17 protein-coding genes and 1 riboswitch are annotated in these 18,606 nt (G+C 66.7%); of the genes, 7 read left to right on the top strand and 10 right to left on the bottom strand.

Annotated features, from left to right (window positions below):
• Nucleotides 1-4 precede the first annotated feature (4 nt).
• The 3 genes from OU800_RS23960 to cobF are packed head-to-tail and all read left to right on the top strand — an operon-like array spanning nucleotide 5 to nucleotide 2,456.
• On the top strand, nucleotides 5-1,006 hold the full coding sequence (locus tag OU800_RS23960; RefSeq protein WP_268180092.1) for an ATP-binding protein: 1,002 nt from the start codon (nucleotides 5-7) through the stop codon (nucleotides 1,004-1,006).
• On the top strand, nucleotides 931-1,698 hold the full coding sequence (locus OU800_RS23955; RefSeq protein WP_268180090.1) for a vWA domain-containing protein: 768 nt from the start codon (nucleotides 931-933) through the stop codon (nucleotides 1,696-1,698). The genes OU800_RS23960 and OU800_RS23955 overlap by 76 nt, the downstream gene beginning before the upstream one ends.
• Nucleotides 1,695-2,456 carry a precorrin-6A synthase (deacetylating) gene (cobF, locus tag OU800_RS23950; protein WP_268180088.1) on the top strand — a complete coding sequence of 254 codons (762 nt, stop codon included), beginning with the start codon at nucleotides 1,695-1,697 and terminating at the stop codon, nucleotides 2,454-2,456. The genes OU800_RS23955 and cobF overlap by 4 nt, the downstream gene beginning before the upstream one ends.
• A gap of 49 nt (nucleotides 2,457-2,505) precedes the next feature.
• On the opposite strand, the gene OU800_RS23945 is transcribed toward cobF, so the two are convergent.
• The 4 genes from OU800_RS23945 to OU800_RS23930 all read right to left on the bottom strand — a co-directional run bounded on the left by OU800_RS23945 (nucleotide 2,506) and on the right by OU800_RS23930 (nucleotide 8,571).
• Nucleotides 2,506-3,087 carry a hypothetical protein gene (locus OU800_RS23945; RefSeq protein ID WP_268180086.1) on the bottom strand — a complete coding sequence of 194 codons (582 nt, stop codon included), beginning with the start codon at nucleotides 3,085-3,087 and terminating at the stop codon, nucleotides 2,506-2,508.
• A gap of 16 nt (nucleotides 3,088-3,103) precedes the next feature.
• A complete protein-coding gene (locus OU800_RS23940; RefSeq protein ID WP_268180084.1) occupies nucleotides 3,104-5,248 on the bottom strand; it encodes a TonB-dependent receptor family protein in 2,145 nt (714 codons plus the stop codon).
• Nucleotides 5,249-5,331: 83 nt separating this feature from the next.
• A complete protein-coding gene (locus OU800_RS23935) occupies nucleotides 5,332-7,107 on the bottom strand; it encodes a bifunctional diguanylate cyclase/phosphodiesterase (RefSeq protein WP_268180082.1) in 1,776 nt (591 codons plus the stop codon).
• 225 nt (nucleotides 7,108-7,332) lie between these two features.
• Nucleotides 7,333-8,571, bottom strand: coding sequence for an MFS transporter (locus OU800_RS23930; RefSeq protein ID WP_268180080.1), 1,239 nt, complete (start codon nucleotides 8,569-8,571; stop codon nucleotides 7,333-7,335).
• Nucleotides 8,572-8,640: 69 nt separating this feature from the next.
• On the opposite strand from OU800_RS23930, the gene OU800_RS23925 reads away from it, so the two are divergent.
• Nucleotides 8,641-9,081 (top strand): helix-turn-helix domain-containing protein, encoded by a 441-nt coding sequence (locus OU800_RS23925; RefSeq protein WP_268180078.1) that lies wholly within the window; start codon nucleotides 8,641-8,643, stop codon nucleotides 9,079-9,081.
• 3 nt (nucleotides 9,082-9,084) lie between these two features.
• On the opposite strand, the gene OU800_RS23920 is transcribed toward OU800_RS23925, so the two are convergent.
• Nucleotides 9,085-10,392, bottom strand: coding sequence for an MFS transporter (locus OU800_RS23920; RefSeq protein WP_268180076.1), 1,308 nt, complete (start codon nucleotides 10,390-10,392; stop codon nucleotides 9,085-9,087).
• A gap of 251 nt (nucleotides 10,393-10,643) precedes the next feature.
• Between OU800_RS23920 and OU800_RS23915 the strand changes: the two genes are divergently transcribed.
• Nucleotides 10,644-11,036 carry a VOC family protein gene (locus tag OU800_RS23915; protein ID WP_268180074.1) on the top strand — a complete coding sequence of 131 codons (393 nt, stop codon included), beginning with the start codon at nucleotides 10,644-10,646 and terminating at the stop codon, nucleotides 11,034-11,036.
• 17 nt (nucleotides 11,037-11,053) lie between these two features.
• Here the strand turns inward: OU800_RS23915 and OU800_RS23910 are convergent, their stop codons facing one another.
• From OU800_RS23910 to cobG, 5 genes are all read right to left on the bottom strand, one after another.
• On the bottom strand, nucleotides 11,054-11,665 hold the full coding sequence (locus OU800_RS23910; protein WP_268180072.1) for a LysE family translocator: 612 nt from the start codon (nucleotides 11,663-11,665) through the stop codon (nucleotides 11,054-11,056).
• A 27-nt stretch (nucleotides 11,666-11,692) separates the two neighbouring features.
• A complete protein-coding gene (gene cobJ / locus OU800_RS23905) occupies nucleotides 11,693-13,342 on the bottom strand; it encodes a precorrin-3B C(17)-methyltransferase (RefSeq protein ID WP_268180071.1) in 1,650 nt (549 codons plus the stop codon).
• Nucleotides 13,343-13,574: 232 nt separating this feature from the next.
• Nucleotides 13,575-14,318 (bottom strand): precorrin-2 C(20)-methyltransferase, encoded by a 744-nt coding sequence (locus OU800_RS23900; protein WP_268180070.1) that lies wholly within the window; start codon nucleotides 14,316-14,318, stop codon nucleotides 13,575-13,577.
• The gene (locus OU800_RS23895) at nucleotides 14,315-14,941 is read right to left on the bottom strand and encodes a precorrin-8X methylmutase (RefSeq protein WP_268180069.1); all 627 of its coding nucleotides are present in this window, start codon (nucleotides 14,939-14,941) and stop codon (nucleotides 14,315-14,317) included. The genes OU800_RS23900 and OU800_RS23895 overlap by 4 nt, the downstream gene beginning before the upstream one ends.
• Nucleotides 14,934-16,247, bottom strand: coding sequence for a precorrin-3B synthase (gene cobG, locus OU800_RS23890; RefSeq protein ID WP_268180067.1), 1,314 nt, complete (start codon nucleotides 16,245-16,247; stop codon nucleotides 14,934-14,936). The genes OU800_RS23895 and cobG overlap by 8 nt, the downstream gene beginning before the upstream one ends.
• Nucleotides 16,248-16,344: 97 nt before the next feature.
• Nucleotides 16,345-16,539: riboswitch (cobalamin riboswitch) on the bottom strand.
• A gap of 56 nt (nucleotides 16,540-16,595) precedes the next feature.
• On the opposite strand from cobG, the gene cbiE reads away from it, so the two are divergent.
• On the top strand, nucleotides 16,596-17,798 hold the full coding sequence (cbiE, locus tag OU800_RS23885; RefSeq protein WP_268180065.1) for a precorrin-6y C5,15-methyltransferase (decarboxylating) subunit CbiE: 1,203 nt from the start codon (nucleotides 16,596-16,598) through the stop codon (nucleotides 17,796-17,798).
• Nucleotides 17,795-18,523 (top strand): cobalt-precorrin-6A reductase, encoded by a 729-nt coding sequence (locus tag OU800_RS23880; RefSeq protein WP_268180063.1) that lies wholly within the window; start codon nucleotides 17,795-17,797, stop codon nucleotides 18,521-18,523. Before cbiE ends, OU800_RS23880 begins: the two co-directional genes overlap by 4 nt.
• The last annotated feature ends 83 nt before the right edge of the window (nucleotides 18,524-18,606 follow it).

Here is an 18,606-nt window from a genome sequence, read left to right as displayed (position 1 = left end):
CTTCATGATCGAACATCACTTCCCCCTCGCCGCCGTAGTCGGCGCTGATTCGCTGAAGCTGGCGCTATGCCTGGCGGCCATCGATCCGGCCGTCGGCGGCGTGCTGATCGAAGGCCCGCGTGGCATGGCCAAGTCCACACTGGCCCGTGGCCTGGCTGGTCTGCTGGAGGGCGGGCGCTTCGTCACCCTGCCGTTGGGTGCCAGTGAGGAGCGTATCGTCGGTACCCTGGATCTGGACGCGGCGCTGGGTGAAGGCCGCGCGCAGTTTTCCCCCGGCCTGCTAGCCCGTGCCGACGGCGGCGTGCTCTATGTCGATGAGGTCAACCTGTTGCCCGACCATCTGGTCGATCTGCTGCTCGATGCCGCTGCCAGCGGGGTCAACCATGTCGAGCGTGACGGCATCTCCCATCGGCATGCCGCGCGCTTCGTGCTGATTGGCACCATGAATGCCGAGGAGGGCGAGCTGCGCCCGCAACTGCTCGACCGTTTCGGCCTCAACCTGGCCCTCGATGGCCAGCCGCAGCCGGCCGAGCGCGCCGAGATCGTCCGCCGACGCCTGGCCTTCGATGCCGATCCCACAGCCTTCCTGCAACGCTGGCAGAGCGAGCAGGAAGCTCTCGCCGAGCGCTGCCGCAATGCCCGCCAGCGCCTGGCCGATATCCCGCTGGATGACGCGGTGCTGGGCGAGATCAGCCAGCGCTGCTTCGCTGCCGGCGTCGATGGCCTGCGCGCCGATCTGGTCTGGCTGCGCGCCGCCCGTGCTCATGCGGCCTGGCGTGGCGCGGTAGGCATCGAGCCTGTGGATATCGACGCGGTGGAGGACTTCGTCCTGCGCCACCGTCGTCGCCAGCAACAGCCGCCGGCTGCCACGCCGCCCGAGCAGCGCCAGGCGCCGCAGCCGGCGCAGGAACAAAGTCAGGGCGAAGGCCAGTGGGGCGAGCTGCCGGCGCAGCCACAGGCCATGGGCGAGCGGCGCGTGCCGCCGCGCTGGCCAAAAAAGCCCTGAGCATCCGCCCGCGCACAGCCACAGGCGCGGATGCCCGTAACCGGCCCGGACGACTCGGCGGCGGCCTGCGTGGCGCCGCCCGCAGCGGCTCGCAAGGTCGTATCGACTGGGCGGCCACTCTGCGCCAGGGCCGGCCGCAACGCCGCGAACAATTGGTGCTGCGCCCGCGCAGTCAGCAGGCCGACGAGCTGTGGTTGGTGCTGGTCGATGCCTCCGCCTCGACCCGTCGCCACGGTGCATTGAGTCGTGCCAAGGGCGTGCTCGATGAAGTCTTCGACAGCGCCTATCGCCAGCGCGCGTGCCTGGCCGTGCTGCAGGCCGGTGGCCGCGAAGCGCAATGGCTGTGGCAGGGGCGCAAGGCCAGCGCCGAGCTGCATCGCTGGCTGCACGAATTGGGCGCTGGTGGTGGTACGCCGCTGCTCGATGCCCTGCAACAGGCCGGCGATTGGCTGCTGCGCCGTCAGCGTCTGAAACCGAACGAACGCCAGCGCCTGCTGATCCTGACCGATGGCCGCCTGCGTGATCTGCCTGCGTTGCTGCCGCTGCCATGTCCGAGCCTGCTGCTCGACACCGAGCGTGCGCCCATCCGCCTGGGCCGTGCCCGCCAGCTGGCGCAGGCGTTACAGGCCGACTACCACCATATCGACGACCTGGCGCCCGGCGTGCCAGGGCGCACCTGGAGAACCCCATGAAAACCCTGCTGCTGGTCGGAATCGGTGCCGGCGACCCGGACTACATCACCTACCAGGCGATCAAGGCGCTGCGCCGTAGCGACGTGATCTTCCTGATGGACAAGGGTGCGGCCAAGCACAAGCTCAACGCCCTGCGCCGGGAAATCTGTGCGCGCTTTCTAGAAGGCTACACGCCGCGCTTCGCCGAAGGCCTGCAACCGGAGCGCGAACGCGAAGCCGCCGACTATCGCGCCAGCGTCGACGAGCTCAACCGCGACAAGCAGGCGGTGTTCGAGCAGCTTATTGACGAGCAGATGGCCGATGGCGAGACGGCGGCCTTTATGGTCTGGGGCGACCCGTCGCTGTACGACAGCAGTATCCGCATCATCGAGGCCATCGCCGCGCGGCGTAGCGACTTTGCTTATGACGTGATCCCCGGCATTACCAGCCTGCAGGCGCTGACCGCGCGCCACCGCATCCCGCTCAACAGCATTGGCCGCGCCGTGGAAATCACCACCGGCCGCCTGCTCGCTGAAGGCTGGCCGCAGGGCGTGGACAGCGTGGCGGTGATGCTCGACGCCAAGGACACCTACCGCCGCTTCGTCGGTCAGGGGCTGCATATTTACTGGGGCGCCTATGTCGGCACTACCGATGAAATCCTCGTTGCCGGCCCGCTTGATGAAGTGGCCGAACGCATCGCCGCCACCCGCGCCGAGGCAAGGGAGCGCAATGGCTGGATCATGGATAGTTATCTGCTGCGTAAAGAAGGTATGGCGTAGGGCCGAGGGCTGAAACGGTGGACAAGAAGAGCGTTGTCCACCCTACGTGCTAAGGACGATAAGCCTCGAACCGAACGGGAGCTTCGCGTTTTGCGGTCGTGACTTCGTGTACATCGAGAACCAGCGCTTCGGCATCCGGATCCTGGCTCTCATTCAGAACCCAGTTTTCAAAGATTCGTTTGTGAAATACCCAGTCCTTTAAGGCCGGGTCGTAGCGGAAGGTGATGTAGTCCGTCCAGTGCTGACCGCAGGCAACACCATTTTCGATGGTGAAGTACCGATGTTTGATGGCTAGCCCCTGGGTATCGGCATCAAACGGGTCGCATTGACCGCCCTCATTTATCTTGAACACCACTTGGTCATTGCGAGCACGCAGCGCGTAAGCGCCATCGACAGTTTGGGTGAAGAGCAGGAGAGGCCTTGGTGGTGCTTCCTGCTCTTTGGCCAGCGTCGTTTCTTCAGGCTTATGCAGAACGACGAGGTAATCGGTCAGCGTGTCGCCATCCAATTCGCCAGACTCGTAAACCCATACCGAATAATCGGCAGGAATACTCTCGATAATGCCTGCTGGCAGTTCGTTGCCAGCCGCCAATGAAGAAAATGCCAGCGTTGCATACAGGAACTTCTTCATCGGTTTTCTCCCTGCCTTACAACCAACTCCAAGAAACCCCTGTATACACCCCAAACCCTTCCCCAGGCGTGGAGCGCGCTGCGTCCGCGCCGTTGTCGTTATAGCCCGGCGTCACGGTGGCGGCATAGCGTTTGTCGGTCAGGTTGCGCAAGTCGAGCCAGGCTTGCCAGTCGTCTTTCGGCGAGGCGTAGCCGAGGGTGGCGCCGAAGGTGGCGTAGGCGTCGGCATGGTAGGAGTTGGCGTAATCCACCGCGACCTTGGAGGCGTACTGGCTGTTGAGGCCGGCGTAGAAGCCGCTCGGGTGGTCGTAGCGCAGCTCGGCCTGGTAGTGGTGGCGCGGCAGGCCGGGCAGGCGGTTGTCGCCGAAGGTGTCGTCGTCGCGGTAGTGGAAGTCGCTGAAGGTGTAGGCCTGGCGCAGGCTCAGGGCACCGGCCGCGCCGCCTTGCCACAGCGGGCTGACCAGGCCGGCTTCGATGCCTTGGTGCACGGTGGGGCTGGCGTTGGATTCGGCGAAGACGTTGGGCTCGATCTCGACGGTAAGCAGTTCGTGGCGCACCTGCGAGTAGTAGTAGGTCAGCTCCCATTGGCCCAGCGTGGAGTCACCACGGCCGCCGACCTCGAAGGTGGTGGCGGTCTGGTTGTCCAGGCTGATGGCGGCGCGCTGGCGCGCGGCATAGGGTTGGGTGGTGGTGCTGGAGAAGCGTAGCGGCGAACTCCAGAGCATCGACCAGGCATGCGGCGGTTCCACCGAGCGGCTGATATTGCCGAATAGCTGCACCTCGGGGTTGAGCTGATAGCGCAGACCCAGACGCGGTGCGTAGTCCCAGGTGTGTTGGCTGAGTCTGTCGTCGGTGGCCGGCCAGGTCACTTCGGCTTTGCGGCGGGTGTAGATAAGCGCCAGGCCGCTGGTCAGCCACAGGTCGGGGGCCAGCTCCGTGTCGTTGCTGAGGTGCAGCACGTTGTCCGAGCCGAGGTGCTCGTAGTCGCGCATCCGGGTGCCGGCGGGATAGGGGGTGCCGTTGACGGTGATCGGCAGCGCCGCAGTTTCCCTGGATTTGCTGCTCGGCAGGTTGGTGGTGCTGCGCAGGCCGATGGTGGTGCTGCTATTGAGCCCAAACAGGGTATGCCGGCGCGTGTAGTTCAGAGTGCCGCTGATATCGCTGTAGTCCACGCGGATACGGTAGGCGCCGCCGCGATAGGCGGTCTCGGTGATGTCCATGGGGTAGTGGTGGTAGGCCAGGCCGGCGACCAGGGTGGAGTCGTCATCAATCTGCCAGGTGGTCTTGTTCGCCAGCCAGGTGCTGCCGGGTTGGTCGCGGTGCGCGTCGATGCGCAGGTTGTCGGCGGCGGCCTGGCGCGGATCGTCCTCGAGCTGGGCCTTGGTCAGGCGGCCGGGCGTTTCGTGCTCGGTTTCGCGGTAGCGCAGGTAGAAGCGCGTTTCCAGATTCTCATTGAGGCGATAGCCGAAGTTGGCGGCGATGCCTTTGCCCTTGCCCGATGAGTGATCCTGATAGCCATCGGTGTAGCTGTCGGTCAGCGCCAGGTAGTAGTCGAAATCGCCCAGCACCTGGCCGGAGGCGATGTTGCGTTTCTGGTAGCCATGGCTACCGGTTTCATAGCGCAGTTGCAGCTTGGGCGCGGTGTAGCCGGTGTGGGTGATGTAGTCGATGGCGCCGCCCAGAGCCAGCGAGCCACGGTCGAAGCCGTTGGCGCCACGCAGCACCTCGGCGCGACTTGCCCACAGCGGCTCCAGCAGTTCGTAGGGCGTGCCGCCGGAGCCGGTCAGCGGCAGGCCGTCGAGCAGGATATGGGTGCCGGAGGCGTGCGAGCCGGGGCCACGGTTGATACCCGAGCCACGCACGCTGATCTTCACGCCTTCGTTGCCGGGCGACTGCGCATAGACCCCGGGCTGGTAGGCCAGCACGTCGGCGACGCCGGCCACGCGGCCTTGCTCGACCTTGCTCATGTCCACCAGGTTGCTGGCGCCGGGCACCTGCTCGAGCGCTTCGTGCGCGGCCTCGATTTCGCTCGTCTGCACTCCGCTGATCTGCAGCGGGTCGAGTTGCACGGGGTCGGCGGCGAGGCTGATGCGGCTGGCCACGCAAGCCAGGGCCAGCAGGCCGAGGCGGGCGGTTGCGGGGGTGGGCGACAGAAGCAGCATGCGGGGATCCGTTGGGCTGGGGCGAACCTGTCTGATGACGGCGCCGGGCAATTCGTCACCCGCACCCCACCATGCATGCACCCTCAGGTCGCGTGGACGGGCAGCCGTTGGCGCAACCTGAGCCAGTCAGCCAGCGCCTCGGGGCGCATGGGGCGGGCCAGGTGGAAGCCCTGTATTTCGTCGCAACCCAGGTGTTGCAGTAAGTCCTGCATCTGCGCCGTTTCCACCCCTTCGGCGACGACGCGGTAACCGAGCTTCTTCGCCAGTTGGGTGATCGATTGCACCACCCATTGCGCGCGTTCGTCGCACAGCAGGTCGAAGGTCAGCGAGCGGTCGAGTTTCAGGCAGGTGGCCGGCAGCTCGCGCAGGTAGGTCCAGTTGCTGTAGCCGGTACCGAAGTCGTCGATGGCCAGGCCGATGCCCAGTTCGCGTAGACGCAGCAGGTTGCGTCGAGCATCCTCGGGGCGGGTCATCAGGGCGCTTTCGGTGAACTCCAGTTCGATGGCTTCGGCGGGCAGGTCGCTGGTCTGGAGCAGGGCGATGAGCTGATCGACGAACTCGACGTCTTCCAGATCAGCGGCGCAGACGTTGAAGGACACGCGCCAGGTCAGACCCTGCTGCCACCAGATGGCGGTCTGCTCGATGGTGTGGCGAGCCACCCAGAGGCTCAAGGGGCCCATCAGGGCGGTCTTTTCCGCCAAGGGAATGAATTCTGCCGGGCTGATTGGCCCCAGCGTCGGGTGTACCCAGCGCAGCAGTGCTTCGACCCCGGTCACCTGGCCACCGGCAAGCTCGGCCTTGGGCTGGTACTCCAGGTGCAATTGGCCATGGCCCGTCGCCATGCTGAGGGAAGTGAGCAGCAGCAGGGCGCGTTGCTGCGCCGCATCTTGCAGTGGCTCGTAGAGGCTCCAGCGTTTGCCGTTCTCGCGGGCATGGTCGGCGCTGCTGATCAGCAGACGCAGCCAGTCTTCGTTGCGGTCGTCTGCCCGCAGATGGCGCACGCCCAGGCCTGGCGATATCTGTATGGGGATGCCTCGGCAGTCGATGGGGCGCTCGAACTGGCGTGCCACGGATGCCGCCAGTCGTTCGATATCGGTGGCACCTGGGAGGATCAAGCCGAAGCGGGTCTGGCTGAGTTTGTACAGGGGCGAGCCGTGCAGTGCGTCCAGGCGCTCCTTGATACCCTCCATCAACTGGTTGGAGAAGGGATAACCCAGGGCCTTGACGATACGGTTGAGCAGGCTCGGTGCGATGACATCGGCGGCGACCACCAGGGTGCTGCTCTGACGTTGCTGGTGATTGCGCACGTCCTGCTCGAAGCGTTCACGATTGAACAGGCCGCTAGGAGTGTCGATATAGTTGCTGCGGTGCAGCTCCTCGATGCGCGCCATCACCATGGCCGCCAGTTGCCGGAGCATGTCCCGTGCAGCCATCGACATCGGCGGCCTGGGTTGGGTGTCGATCACGCAGAAGCTACCTAGGGCCAGGCCGTTCTGGGTAATCAGGGGGCAGCCGGCGTAATAACGGATACCGGGCTCTCCGGTGACCAGCGGATTGTCCTGGAAGCAGGAATCGAGGGTGGCATCGCAGATCTCGAAGAGTTCTCCTTCGAGGATGGCGAAGGCGCAAAAGGCGTCATCACGTGGCGTTTGGCAAACTTCGAGCCCCTTTCTCGACCAGAACCACTGGCGGTTCTCGTCGATGATGGAAATCAGGGCGATGGGCAGATTGAAATAATGCGCCCCCAATGAGGTGATGTGCTCGAAGACCGGATCTTCGATGCCTTCAAAGCAGCGTAAATCATCGATCAGGGCCTGACGTTCCGGCTCGTTGCTCGGAGTGGGAAGCGGGATGCGCACGGCGAGGTCTGCTGACGTAGTGGCTATATGTTATCATCACAGATGACTTAGGGGGCTACAAGAACAATAGTCTGTGGCCGCGCTTGCTGCACGCGGCCGGACGATATGCTCGATCTTGCTGGCGCAAGAATGTCCAATGGTTCGCCCGGTTCGGCAGTCAGATGCGGCTGCTGCCTTCATCGGGCGCAAGGATGTAAACCGAACGACCAGAGGCCCAGTTCAGACCTACTGAGTGCGTGCAATGGCCGTGCGCTGGCAGAACGCGATTCCAGCCGCGCCGAGCATCATCACGGTGGCCAGCGCAAAGGTCTGCTGCATCCCCTGCGCCATGGCCGAGGCCGGTGCGAGCGCGAATGCATCCGTTCCCGCTGCGGCTGCGAACACCGCTCCCATCACTGCTGCGCCGGCGATCAGGCCGAGATTGCGTGACAGGCCGAGCAGGCCGGAGACCGTGCCGCGTTGCGCTGGCGGAACCTGTGCGAGCGTGGCGGTATTGTTGGCCGCCTGGAAGAGCTGGTAGCCCGGTGTCAGGACGATGATCGCCAGAACGTAGCCGGCGACGCCTATGGCGTTGGGCAGCAGCGCCAGCAGCAACGACCCTGTGCTCAACAGGCCGATACCGATGGCGAGCACGCGGCGGCTGCCCCAGGCATCGACCAGATGGCCGCTGGGCACGCCACTGAAAATCGAGATCAGCGGCCCGACCGCCATGACGAAGCCCACCTGTGTCGGCGTCAGGCCGAGCCCGAAGCCAAGGTAGAAGGGGCCGACCACCAGCGTCGTCATCATCACCGTGGCCACCAGCAGGTTGCTCAGCAGATTGGGCAGCAGCTCTCGGTTCAGCATCGACCAGAGGCTGGCCGGCGCGGCCTCGTGCCTGCGTGGGTCGTTTGGCAGCCGCGACACGGCCAGGATCAGGGCCAGCAGCGCCAGCGGCACCTGCACCCAGAACAGGGCGCGCCATCCTCCCAGAGGGATCAACAGCCCGCCCAGCGCCGGCCCGAGTGCCGTTCCCAAAGCTGATACGGTGCCGAGCAGGCCCATGGCCCGGCCGACACTTTCCTCGCTCGCGTTCTGCCGCATCAGGGTCATGGCCAGCGTCATCAGAAAGGCCGCGCCAACGCCTTGCAGCGCCCGTGCGGCCACCAGCAGCCACAGGTGCGGGGCCAGGGCACAGAACAGCGAGGAGCCGGCGAAGAGGGCGAGCCCCAGCACCAGCATGGGCTTCGCGCCGTGGCGGTCAGCCAGCCGGCCGGCGCCGACCACCGTTAGCGTCAGCGTCGCGAGATAGGCCACCACCACGGCCTGGATCTGCGCGAAGGGGGCGGGGAAGGCTTCGGCTACTTGCGGTAGCGCGATGTTGGCGATGCTGGTGCCGATCGATGCCAGCAGCATCGACAGGGCCAGGGTTGCCGTGATGACGGTCTGCGGTTGCCTCGATAACCATGATTTCATCGTATTCATTGCCGTGCCCTCTTGCCGAAATCAGCGTTCGTGAGAAGCTTGCAACTTCAAGCCAGCTTGAGGTCAAGCATGAAATTTCTGGATATCGGAGAGGTGGCGTCACGTAGCGGATTCAAACCCTCGGCGCTGCGTTATTACGAAGACACCGGGCTGATCAAGTCGGTTGGACGCGTGGGCTTGCGCCGTCAGTATCCGGCCGAGGTGCTGCTGCAACTGAAGCTGATCGTCATGGGCAAGTCGGCAGGCTTCTCGCTGGATGAGATCGCCGCCATGTTCGGCGCCAACGGCGTGCCGGAGCTGCCACGCGAGCGGATTCACGCGAGGGCCGATGCCATCGATCGGCAGATCCGCGAACTGAGCGCGCTGCGCGACACGCTGCGGCATGTCGCCGATTGCCCGGCGCCCTCGCACCTGGAATGCCCCACCTTCCGGCGCTTGGTGGAGGTGGCCGGCAAACGGGGGGTAAGGCGCGGGAGCCGCAAGCGTGAAATCGGGCCAGGCCCTGTCTGATGTTCAGCTTGCCCGGTAGTTCAGTGGCCGTTTCGACGACTCCGGCAGGGCCAGGCCGCCAGCCAGGGCGATCAGCGCGATGACGATCAGGTAATAGGCCGGCGCCATGCGGTCGCCGGTCTGCTCGATCAGCCAGGTGGCCACCAGCGGTGCGGTGCCGCCGAAGATCGTGTAGGCCAGGTTGTAGGTGAAGGCCGAGGCGGTGTAGCGCACCCGGGTGGGGAACTGCTCGGAGAGCAGCACCGCGGTGACCACGCCGCAGATCACCGCGCCGACCGCCAGCAGCATGGCGCCCAGCGCCGAAGGCAGCAGGGCGCCGGAAGTGGCCAGGGTGAAGGCCGGGTACACCGCGACGATCAGCGCCACCCCGGCGGTGAGAATGGTACGGCGACGGCCGACGTGATCCGAATAGCGCCCGATGACGGGGCACAGCAGCCCGGCGAACACCAGCGCCAGCAGGCTTGCCAGCAAGGCGGTCGGCCGCGTGGCACCGCCAACCACCTGCATGTAGGTGGTCAGGTAGGTAGTGAACATGTAGAACGACAACGCCGTGGCGGAGATGAATGCGCCCAGGCAGGCGATGGTCGCGCCATGTTGGCGCAAGGTCTCCACCAGCGGCGAGTGCTCCGGTGCAGGCTCGGCGGCCATCGCCTTGAAGGCCGGCGACTCGTCCAGGCGCAGGCGCATGTACAGGCCCACCAGGCCCAGCGGGGCGGCGATCAGAAAGGGCAGGCGCCAGCCCCAGGCCTGCATCTGCTCGCTGCTGATGAATTGATCGAGGCCGAACACCAGGCCGGCCGCCGAGGCGAAGGCGAGGAAGGTCGAAACCGGTACGAAGCTGCCATAACGGGCCTTGCGCTCGGTGGGCGCGTGTTCCATGACGAAGGCGCAGGCGCCGGCATACTCGCCACCGGCGGAGAAGCCCTGCAGGCAGCGCGCCATTGCCAGCAGCAGCGGGGCGATCAGGCCGATGCTGGCGTAGGTGGGCAGCAGGCCGATCAACGTGGTGGAGCCGGCCATCATCAGCACGGTGATCGACAGCACGCGCTTGCGCCCGATGCGGTCGCCGAGAATGCCGAAGAAGATGCCGCCCAGCGGCCGCAGGGCGAAGGACACGGCGAACACCGCGAAGGTCTGCAGCAGTGCCAGGGTCGGGTTGCCTGGCGGGAAGAACAGCGAGGCGATGGTCACGGCGAGAAAGCCGTAGACGGCGAAGTCGAACCATTCGACGAAGTTGCCGATGGCGGAGGCGGCGATCACCTTGTGCAAGGTGGCCGGGCTCACCTGCTGACTGCTGTGGATGGCATTCATGCGAGGCTCCTGATCCCTGAGTTGGATGGCATCCTGCCAGGTTACGGAGCGGTAGCAGGGCTGAACGCCATGCAGACGACGGATACGTTGCCGTGAGCGACCTCAAACCCGGGGGAAACGCGCCAGGTCGCAGAAGCAGGCGCGGCTGATACGTCCTCGCCAGGTTCGTTCTTTTCCAGGCGCTTGCGATACCGGTCTGAACTAGACCAGGATGCAGTTGCCGTTTTCGTTTAACGGAGCAAGGGGGCCACATGTTTTCCCATATCTGCATCGGTGTGAGCGACTTTCCTCGCGCCCTGAGGTTCTACCAGCCGTTGTTGGATCTGCTGGGTGTCGAGTTGCGTTTTCTCGACGCGGACAAGCCCTGGGCGGCCTGGCAGTCGAGCCCGGAGCCCCGACCTCTGTTGCTGATCAGTACGCCTTACGACGGCACCGAGCACCATCCCGGTAATGGTCAGATGGTGGCGCTGCTGGCGCAGACCCGGGCACAGGTCGATCAGGCCCACCGGCTGGCGCTCGCCCAGGGTGGGCGTTGCGAGGGCGCTCCGGGGCTGCGTGTGCACTATCACCCTGATTATTACGGCGCCTATTTCCGCGACCTCGATGGCAACAAGCTCTGCGTGGTCTGCCACCTGCCTCAGTAGGTGGGGCGAGCGCTTGCTCAACGCGCCAGCGGCAGCGCCACGCCGATCAGCACGAAGAGCACGCCGCAACTGCGGTTGAAGGCGCGGCCACCGCGCAGCAGCCAGGGCCGCACGCGGAAGGCCAGCAGTGCCAGCAGCAGCTCGACGAGAAACTCGACCACGGCGAAGGTGGCCGCCATTACCACGAACTGCATGGCCAGGCCGCGCTGCGGGTCGACGAACTGCGGCAGGAAGGCGCCGTAGAACAGGATCACCTTGGGATTAGACAATGCCGACAGCAGGCCCTGGCGAAACAGACGGGTAGCGCTGGGGCGTACGCCGCTGTCGGCCAGCGTCAGGTTCATCGGCGGGGCGCGCCACAGTTGTATGCCCAGCCAGATCAGGTAGGCACCGCCGATCCACTTGAGTGCCATAAGCGCACTGGGCGCGGCCTTGAGCAGGGCGCCAAGGCCGAACATGGCCAGGGCGATCAGTGTGCTGAAACCGACCACGCCGCCGAGGATGGTGGCCAGTGTCATGCGCGCACCGTACAACCCGCCGTGGGTCAGCGCCAGCAGGCTGTTGGGGCCGGGCGTCAGCGCCAGGCCAAGGGTGGCGACGAAGTAGACGAGCCAGAGTTCGAGGGCCATGGTGGGGGTTCCTGTGAGCTGTTGAAGCTAAAGCTGCGGATACCAGCGCGGGGTGTAGACCCATTCGCCGCCATCGGCGCGGGGGAAGCGGCGGGTCTGGCTGGAGCCGATGATCACCAGGGTGCGCATATCGACCATCTCCGGGGTCAGCTCGCCTAGGGTCAGGCTGCGCAGGGCTTCGGCGGGGCGACCGATATCGCGGCCGAGCACCACCAGGGTTTGCGGTGCGCGGTGCTGGCGCAGCAGCTCCAGCGCGCGGCCGAGCTGCCAGGGACGAGCCTTGGAGATCGGGTTGTAGAAAGCCATGGCCAGGTCGGCGGCGGCGGCGTGCTGCAGGCGTTTTTCGATCACTGCCCAGGGCTTGAGGTTGTCGGAAAGCGAGATCAGGCAGAAGTCGTGGCCCAACGGCGCGCCGGCCTTGGCAGCGGTGGCCAGGGCGGCGGAGACGCCCGGTAGCACTTCCAGTTCGACGCCGTGCCAGGCTTCGTTCTGTGGGTTTTCCAGCGCCTCCATCACGGCGGCCGCCATGGCGAACACGCCGGGGTCGCCGGAGGAGATCATCACCACCCGGCGGCCCGTGGCGGCCAGCTCGAAGGCATGGGCGGCGCGCTGCAGCTCCTCGCGGTTGTCGCTGGGGTGCAGGCACTGATCGGCGCGCAGCGGGCCGGCCATCTTCACGTAGGTGTCGTAGCCGAGCAGGTCTTCGGCCTCGTCCAGGGCGCGGCGCACGGCGGGGGTCATATGCTCGGCAGCGCCTGGGCCGAGGCCGACCACACTGAGGCGGCCCCGGCGCTGGCCGAGGCGCTCGATATCCAGCGGTCGTTCACCTAGCAGCAGGCGCAGGCCATCGACGGCATGGTGCTCGGGCGGCAACTCGGTTGTGCTGTGGATAAAGCGCAGCGGCAGTTTCAACTCGGCTGCTGCGGTGTGCAGCTCGGTATTGGCCATCCAGGCTTTGTCCGCGAGCAGCAGGGCCAGCGCCTGGGGCGCCAGCTTGGCGGCGGTCAGCGCCTGTTGCAGCCGTGCCGGCAGATCGGCGCCTGGGCGTTCGACAAGTGCGGCGGCGCTGCGTGGGTGGATCAGCAATTCGTCAGCCTGGGCCGGGCGCGCCTGTGTGGTGATATGGATAACCCGACTGGCGTCCTTGTCCACAGGCAGTTGCGCCGCCTCCAGCCAAGGCGCCTGGCCTTCGATGCGCACCGTCTCGCCGCCGAGCAGATCGCTGACGAAGCGCTTGCCCTGCTGCAGGTCGGCCAGGGCATAGCCGGCTGGCGGCTCCAGCAGGCAGGTGCCGAAGCGCAGCTCGCCGCTGGTGGTGATGGCTGGTGTTACACCCAGGTGCACGGCGATCTCGCGGGCCAAGCGATTGACCCCGGCCAGGCCGCCGAGCAGTGGCACCACGGCGCTGCCGTCCTCGGCCAGGGCCAGCACCGGCGGTTCGGCGCCCTTCTCCGCCAGCAGCGCGGCCAGGCTGCGGATGACGATGCCGGCGGCGCACAGCGCCAGCAGCGGCTGGCCTTGGCGATACAGCGCGCGCAGGTGCTCGCCGAAGTCCTCGTAATGGCGCTCGGCACCGTCAGCGCGCCCGCGCAGACCATGGATCATCGCCTGTGGATAAAGCGCCTTGAGGCGTTGTGCAGTGGCCAGCGCGCTGGCGCCGAGGATGACGATATTCATGCGGCAAATCCTGTAGCCCGGATGCAATCCGGGGAATGGGTTTCCCGGATTGCATCCGGGCTACGAGCTTCGAGGTATTTCCGTAGGAGCCCACTTGCGGGCGATGCGCCTGCAATGGATCGCCGGCAAGCCGGCTCCTACAGTGCGTAGGGTGGATGACGCTTTTTTCATCCACCATCGTGGCGGTGGATGGGTGAAGCGTCAGCTACGTGCCCCGATCCACCCTAGGGGTTCAGCCCCGCCATTTCTGCCCAGGCACCAGAATCATAGAGAAATAAGGCGAATCCATCGGCTCCACCTCATCCAACGGCACGATCTTCTGGCTGGCCATGGTGGCGCGCTCGACGTAATGGGCGCGGCCATCCAGGCCGAGCTTGCGCAGCACGCGGCGTACCTTGTCGAAGTTGCGCCCCAGTTTCATCACCACGGCTGCCTCGGCATCGCGCAGGCGCTGCTCCAGCTCCTCTTCCGGCAGCACGCCGGACAGCACGCTCAAGCTCTGGTTGCGGTATACCAGCGGCGTGCCGAGCACCGAGGCGCAGCCGAGCATGGAGCACACGCCCGGTACCACCTCCACCTGGTAGCGGTCGGCCAGGCGGTCGTGCAGGTACATGTAGGAGCCGTAGAAGAACGGATCGCCTTCGCAGATCACCGCCACGTCCTGGCCGGCATCCAGCAACCGGGCGATCTGCTCGGCGCAGGTGTCGTAGAAGTCGGCGATCACATCCTCGTAGGACAGCGGCGGGGCGAGCTTTTCGGTGGTCACCGGGTAGACCAGCGGCAGACGTTGCTGGGCGGCGTCCAGGTGCGCCTCGATGATGCCGAAGGCGTTACCGCCCTGGCCGGCGTTGTGCTTGGCCTTGGCCACGAAATAGGCCACCACTGGCGCGCTTTTGAGCAGGCGCAGGGCCTTGAGGGTAAGCAGCTCAGGGTCGCCGGGGCCGACGCCGAGACCGAGCAGACGGCCAGCCATCATTCCACCTCCGAGGCGAGGGCGTTGACCGCCGCCACCGCCATGGCGCTGCCGCCGCGCCGGCCCCGCACGATCACGTAGGGCACGCCGCGGCTGTCTGCGGCCAGGGCGTCCTTGGATTCCGCCGCGCCGATAAAGCCCACCGGCATGCCGATGATCAGCGCTGGTTTGGGCGCGCCGGCGTCGAGCATCTCCAGCAGGTAGAACAGCGCGGTAGGGGCATTGCCGATCACCACCACGCTGCCTTCCAGGTGTTCGCGCCAGTGCTCCAGGGCTACCGCCGAGCGGGTGTTGCCGACTTCGCGGGCCAGCTCCGGCACGCCAGCGTCATGCAGGGTGCAGATCACCTGGTTGTTCGCCGGCAGGCGCGGGCGGGTGATGCCCTCGGCGACCATGCGCGCATCGCAGAGGATCGGCGCGCCGGCCAGCAGGGCGGCGCGGCCAGCGGCGCCCGCGCCGGGGGAGAAGCGCAGATCCTCCACCACATCCACCATGCCGCAGGCGTGGATCACCCGCACGGCGAGCTTTTCCAGATCGGCGGGGATGCCAGCCAGGTTGGCCTCGGCGCGGATGGTGGCGAAGGAGCGGCGGTAGATTTCCTGGCCGTCGCGGATGTAATCAAGCATCGGGTGTTCCTGCGGGGTGGTGGCGGGCGAGCCAGGCGCCGGCCTCGTCGATGGTCATGGCCGGCGCCAGCAGGCGGCCGAAACCGGGCGCCTCGGGCGTGCGTTGGTAGAGCTGGTAATGGTCGGGCGTGCTGGCCAGCAGGGTGTAGGGCTGCACGCGGGCGCTGGCGCAACTGCGTGGGCAGGCGCTGAGGTGCACCTGTGGGCGGGCGCTGCTTGCGCGTAGCAGCTCGGCCAGGTGCAGAGCGTGGTGCTTGCTGTCGGCTAGGCCGCGTGCGCAGGCGACCGAGCCGGTGCAGGCGACCAGGCCTAGCAGCGGCTCGTCGCCGTGAATCAGCAAGCCCAGATCGCCTAGTGCGGCCAGCAATTCGTCGGAGTTTTCCTCCGTAACATTGCCTAGCAGCACACCCTGCCAGGGCGTCAGGCGCAGTTCGCCATCACCCTGTTGTTCGCTCAGTTGGGCCAGCGCCAGCAGTTGTTCGGCATGCAGCCGCCCCAGTTGCGCGCCAGCGGCGACCATACACAGGCCGCTCTGCGCCTGTGGATAAATACCTGCCGGCGAGCGGCTGATCGTCGCGGCAGGCTGCCAATTGGTCGGTGCTAGCTGCAGGGGAAAATCCAGACGCGTCTGCAGGCGTTGCAACAGCCCGCTGGCCGGGATCTGTGCCAGTAACTGGCGCATGCGTGACTGCTCGGGCGTGGCCAGTTCGAGAAACAGCAGCAGAAGCTGGCGCACCAGCTCGACCGCCTGGCTCGCCTCGAAGCGCGCCAGAGGGTGGTCGACAGGGCAACCGGCCAGACCCAGCAGCAGATGCTGGTCGCCTTCGGCGGCCAGCCATAGGTCGTGCGGGTGTTCGCGCATGGCCAGGGCTTCGCCGCCGTCCAGTTGCAGGGCGAACTTGGGCGACAGGGCATGCAGCGCCGGGGTGTCCTGCAGCAGGTCGAGCAACTGGCCAGCCAGCGGGCGCACGTCCATCCGCATGTGCGGGTCGAGGCCAGCGGCGGGGCTTAGCAGCAGGTTGCGCACATCATCGGCGGCTGCCACCCGCGGGCCGAGCCCGGCACCGAGTAGGGCATCGATCAGCGCGCTTTCCTGGCCGGGCAGCACGCCACGGATCTGCAGGTTGCTGCGATTGGTCAGCTCCAGCACGCCGCTGGCGCACTGCCGTGCCGCCTGGGCAATTGCCCGCGCCTGGGCGCTGCGCAGCACACCGCCGGGCAGCTTGATGCGGCAGATGCCGCCATCCAGCGCGGGGACGATGCGCAGCAGGCCAGGGCAGGCGGAAGGGCGGACGGATGTGGGCAAAGGGTCACCTGTGGCTAACGACGCGGCGACCGAACCAGCGAAATCCACCCACGGGGGGATTCCATGGCATCGGTACACCCCGCCCGATGTTGGCACTCGCGACCAGCGTTCGTCGGCAGGTCTCCTGGCTGACAGGTCTTGGTCCGTCGCGGCCTTCCCGGGAATCCAGTGGCGCGGTTGCGGCAGACTCGCTGTTTACAGTTGCGGGGGCAGCCACGGTTTTACCGTGTTCCCTCTTAGGCCCGCTGCTGAGTCGTATGGACTCAAGGGCACCGACGAAGGCTGTATTATGCCCGCTTTGCCCGGAGCGCGGACAGGCGCTCCGTCGGGCCTGTGCGAGGACATCGGATGAAACCCTGGTTGACCCTGGTGGGCATCGGCGAAGACGGCTATCCCGGCCTCGGCAAGGCCGCGCGCCGTGCCCTGCTGGCAGCCACGCGCATTGTCGGTGCGCCACGGCAACTGGCGCTGCTGCCGCCGTGCATCAGCGGTGCGCGGGAAACCTGGCCCAGCCCCTTCGACCTTGAGCCGCTACTGACGCGGCGTGGTGAGGCGGTTTGCGTGCTGGCCAGTGGCGACCCGATGTTCTACGGCGTCGGCGCCAGTCTGGCGCGTCAGGTGCCGGCCGATGAGCTGTTGGTGCTGCCGGCTCCTTCTTCTGTGTCACTGGCTGTGGCGCGCCTGGGTTGGCCGCTGCAGGAGGTGGAGGTGCTGTCGCTGGTGGGGCGGCCGCTGGCCACGCTTAACGGCAAGCTGTTTCCCGGCGTGCGTCTGCTGGTATTGAGCGCCGATGGCGAGACGCCCGCGCAGGTCGCTGAAGCACTGCGTGCGCGCGGTTTCGGCGCCAGTCGCCTGAGCCTGCTGGAACACCTCGGTGGGCCGGATGAGCGGCGCATCGAGGGCCTGGCCGAAAGCTGGAGCCTGCCGCGCGGCGCCGACCTCAATCTGCTGGCCGTGGAATGCCTGGCCGACGCCGGTGCGCAACTGCTGCCGCCGACCTGCGGCCTGCCGGACGAGGCCTACCGCCACGACGGGCAACTGACCAAGCGTGACGTGCGCGCGGTCACCCTGGCGCGCCTGGCGCCGCTGCCCGGCCAGTTGCTCTGGGACGTCGGCGCCGGTTGTGGCTCCATCGGCATCGAATGGATGCGCGCGCACCCGGCCTGCCGCGCCATCGCCATCGAGGCCAATGAAGGGCGCCAGGCGCATATCCGCCATAACCGCGACACCCTTGGCGTACCCGGGCTGCAACTGGTCGCCGGGCATGCGCCCGAGGCGCTGGTCGGGCTGCCGGCGCCGGATGCCATCTTTATCGGCGGTGGCGTTACCGTGCCCGGCGTGCTGGATGACTGCTGGGCCGCGCTCAAGCCGGGTGGGCGCCTGCTGGCCAATGCCGTGACCCTTCAGAGCGAGGCGGCGCTGGTGGCCTTCCGTGAACGCCAGGGTGGTGAACTGTTGCGCTTGAGCGTGGCGCAGGCGCAGCCTCTGGGCGGCTTCGACACCTGGCGTGCGGCGCTGCCGATCACCCTGCTGATGGTGCGCAAGCCGTGAGTGTGCGCATCCTGTTGCTCGGTGGCACCACCGAGGCGCTGCGCCTGGCGCGTCGGCTGGGGCCGGAGACGGTGTACAGCCTGGCCGGTCTGGGACGCGTGCCGGATGACCTGGCCTGCCGCGTGCGCGTCGGCGGTTTCGGCGGCGCCGAAGGGCTGGCCGCCTTTATCGCCGATGAAGGCATCGAGCTGCTGCTGGATCTGACCCACCCCTACGCCGCACAGATCAGCCATAACGCCGCCCGCGCTGCAGAAGTGGCGGGCGTGCCCTGCTGGGCGCTGCGTCGCCCTGGCTGGCAGCCCGGCGCGGATGACGACTGGCGCGAGGTGGACGGCTGGGGTGAGTTGACCCGCGCGCTGGTGCCGTTCCAACGGCCATTCTTCACCTCCGGGCGCGAGCCGCTGGCGCACTTGCACGAGATCCCCGAACACCAGCACTGGACGGTGCGCTGCCTGCAGACCGAGCCGGCACCACCGCGCGCCGAGATCATCGGTGCGCGCGGGCCGTTCTCCCTGGACGAGGAACGCGCGCTGTTCGCCCGCATCCGCTGCGACGTGCTGGTGAGCAAGAACAGCGGCAGCGCTTCCACCGAACCCAAGCTGCAGGTGGCGCGCGAGCTGGGCTTGCCGGTGCTGCTGCTGCGTCGGCCCGAGTTGCCGGTGGTCACGCGCCAGTTCGCGGAACTGGATTCCCTGTGGGAGGCGCTAGTCGAATTAGCCGCGTAGGGTGGATCGCGCTTTATCGATCCACCGCTTTGGTGGACGTGAAAAGCGACGTCCACCCTACACGCTACACGCGCTGCTAGACT

It is taken from the genome of Pseudomonas sp. GOM7, from assembly GCF_026723825.1.
GTDB lineage: Bacteria > Pseudomonadota > Gammaproteobacteria > Pseudomonadales > Pseudomonadaceae > Aquipseudomonas.
Note: the sequence above shows the minus strand (reverse complement) of the source record. Positions and strands in the feature narration are given on the sequence as shown.

What these genes read in the sequence shown, in the direction of transcription:
- OU800_RS23930 (WP_268180080.1), bottom strand. Translation starts at nt 8,571, where the DNA reads ATGAATACGATGAAATCATGGTTATCGAGGCAACCGCAGACCGTCATC.
- OU800_RS23960 (WP_268180092.1), top strand. Translation starts at nt 5, where the DNA reads ATGATCGAACATCACTTCCCCCTCGCCGCCGTAGTCGGCGCTGATTCG.
- OU800_RS23920 (WP_268180076.1), bottom strand. Translation starts at nt 10,392, where the DNA reads ATGAATGCCATCCACAGCAGTCAGCAGGTGAGCCCGGCCACCTTGCAC.
- cbiE (WP_268180065.1), top strand. Translation starts at nt 16,596, where the DNA reads ATGAAACCCTGGTTGACCCTGGTGGGCATCGGCGAAGACGGCTATCCC.
- cobF (WP_268180088.1), top strand. Translation starts at nt 1,695, where the DNA reads ATGAAAACCCTGCTGCTGGTCGGAATCGGTGCCGGCGACCCGGACTAC.
- OU800_RS23925 (WP_268180078.1), top strand. Translation starts at nt 8,641, where the DNA reads ATGAAATTTCTGGATATCGGAGAGGTGGCGTCACGTAGCGGATTCAAA.
- OU800_RS23900 (WP_268180070.1), bottom strand. Translation starts at nt 14,318, where the DNA reads ATGATGGCTGGCCGTCTGCTCGGTCTCGGCGTCGGCCCCGGCGACCCT.
- OU800_RS23910 (WP_268180072.1), bottom strand. Translation starts at nt 11,665, where the DNA reads ATGGCCCTCGAACTCTGGCTCGTCTACTTCGTCGCCACCCTTGGCCTG.
- OU800_RS23895 (WP_268180069.1), bottom strand. Translation starts at nt 14,941, where the DNA reads ATGCTTGATTACATCCGCGACGGCCAGGAAATCTACCGCCGCTCCTTC.
- OU800_RS23915 (WP_268180074.1), top strand. Translation starts at nt 10,644, where the DNA reads ATGTTTTCCCATATCTGCATCGGTGTGAGCGACTTTCCTCGCGCCCTG.
- OU800_RS23940 (WP_268180084.1), bottom strand. Translation starts at nt 5,248, where the DNA reads ATGCTGCTTCTGTCGCCCACCCCCGCAACCGCCCGCCTCGGCCTGCTG.
- OU800_RS23945 (WP_268180086.1), bottom strand. Translation starts at nt 3,087, where the DNA reads ATGAAGAAGTTCCTGTATGCAACGCTGGCATTTTCTTCATTGGCGGCT.
- cobJ (WP_268180071.1), bottom strand. Translation starts at nt 13,342, where the DNA reads ATGAATATCGTCATCCTCGGCGCCAGCGCGCTGGCCACTGCACAACGC.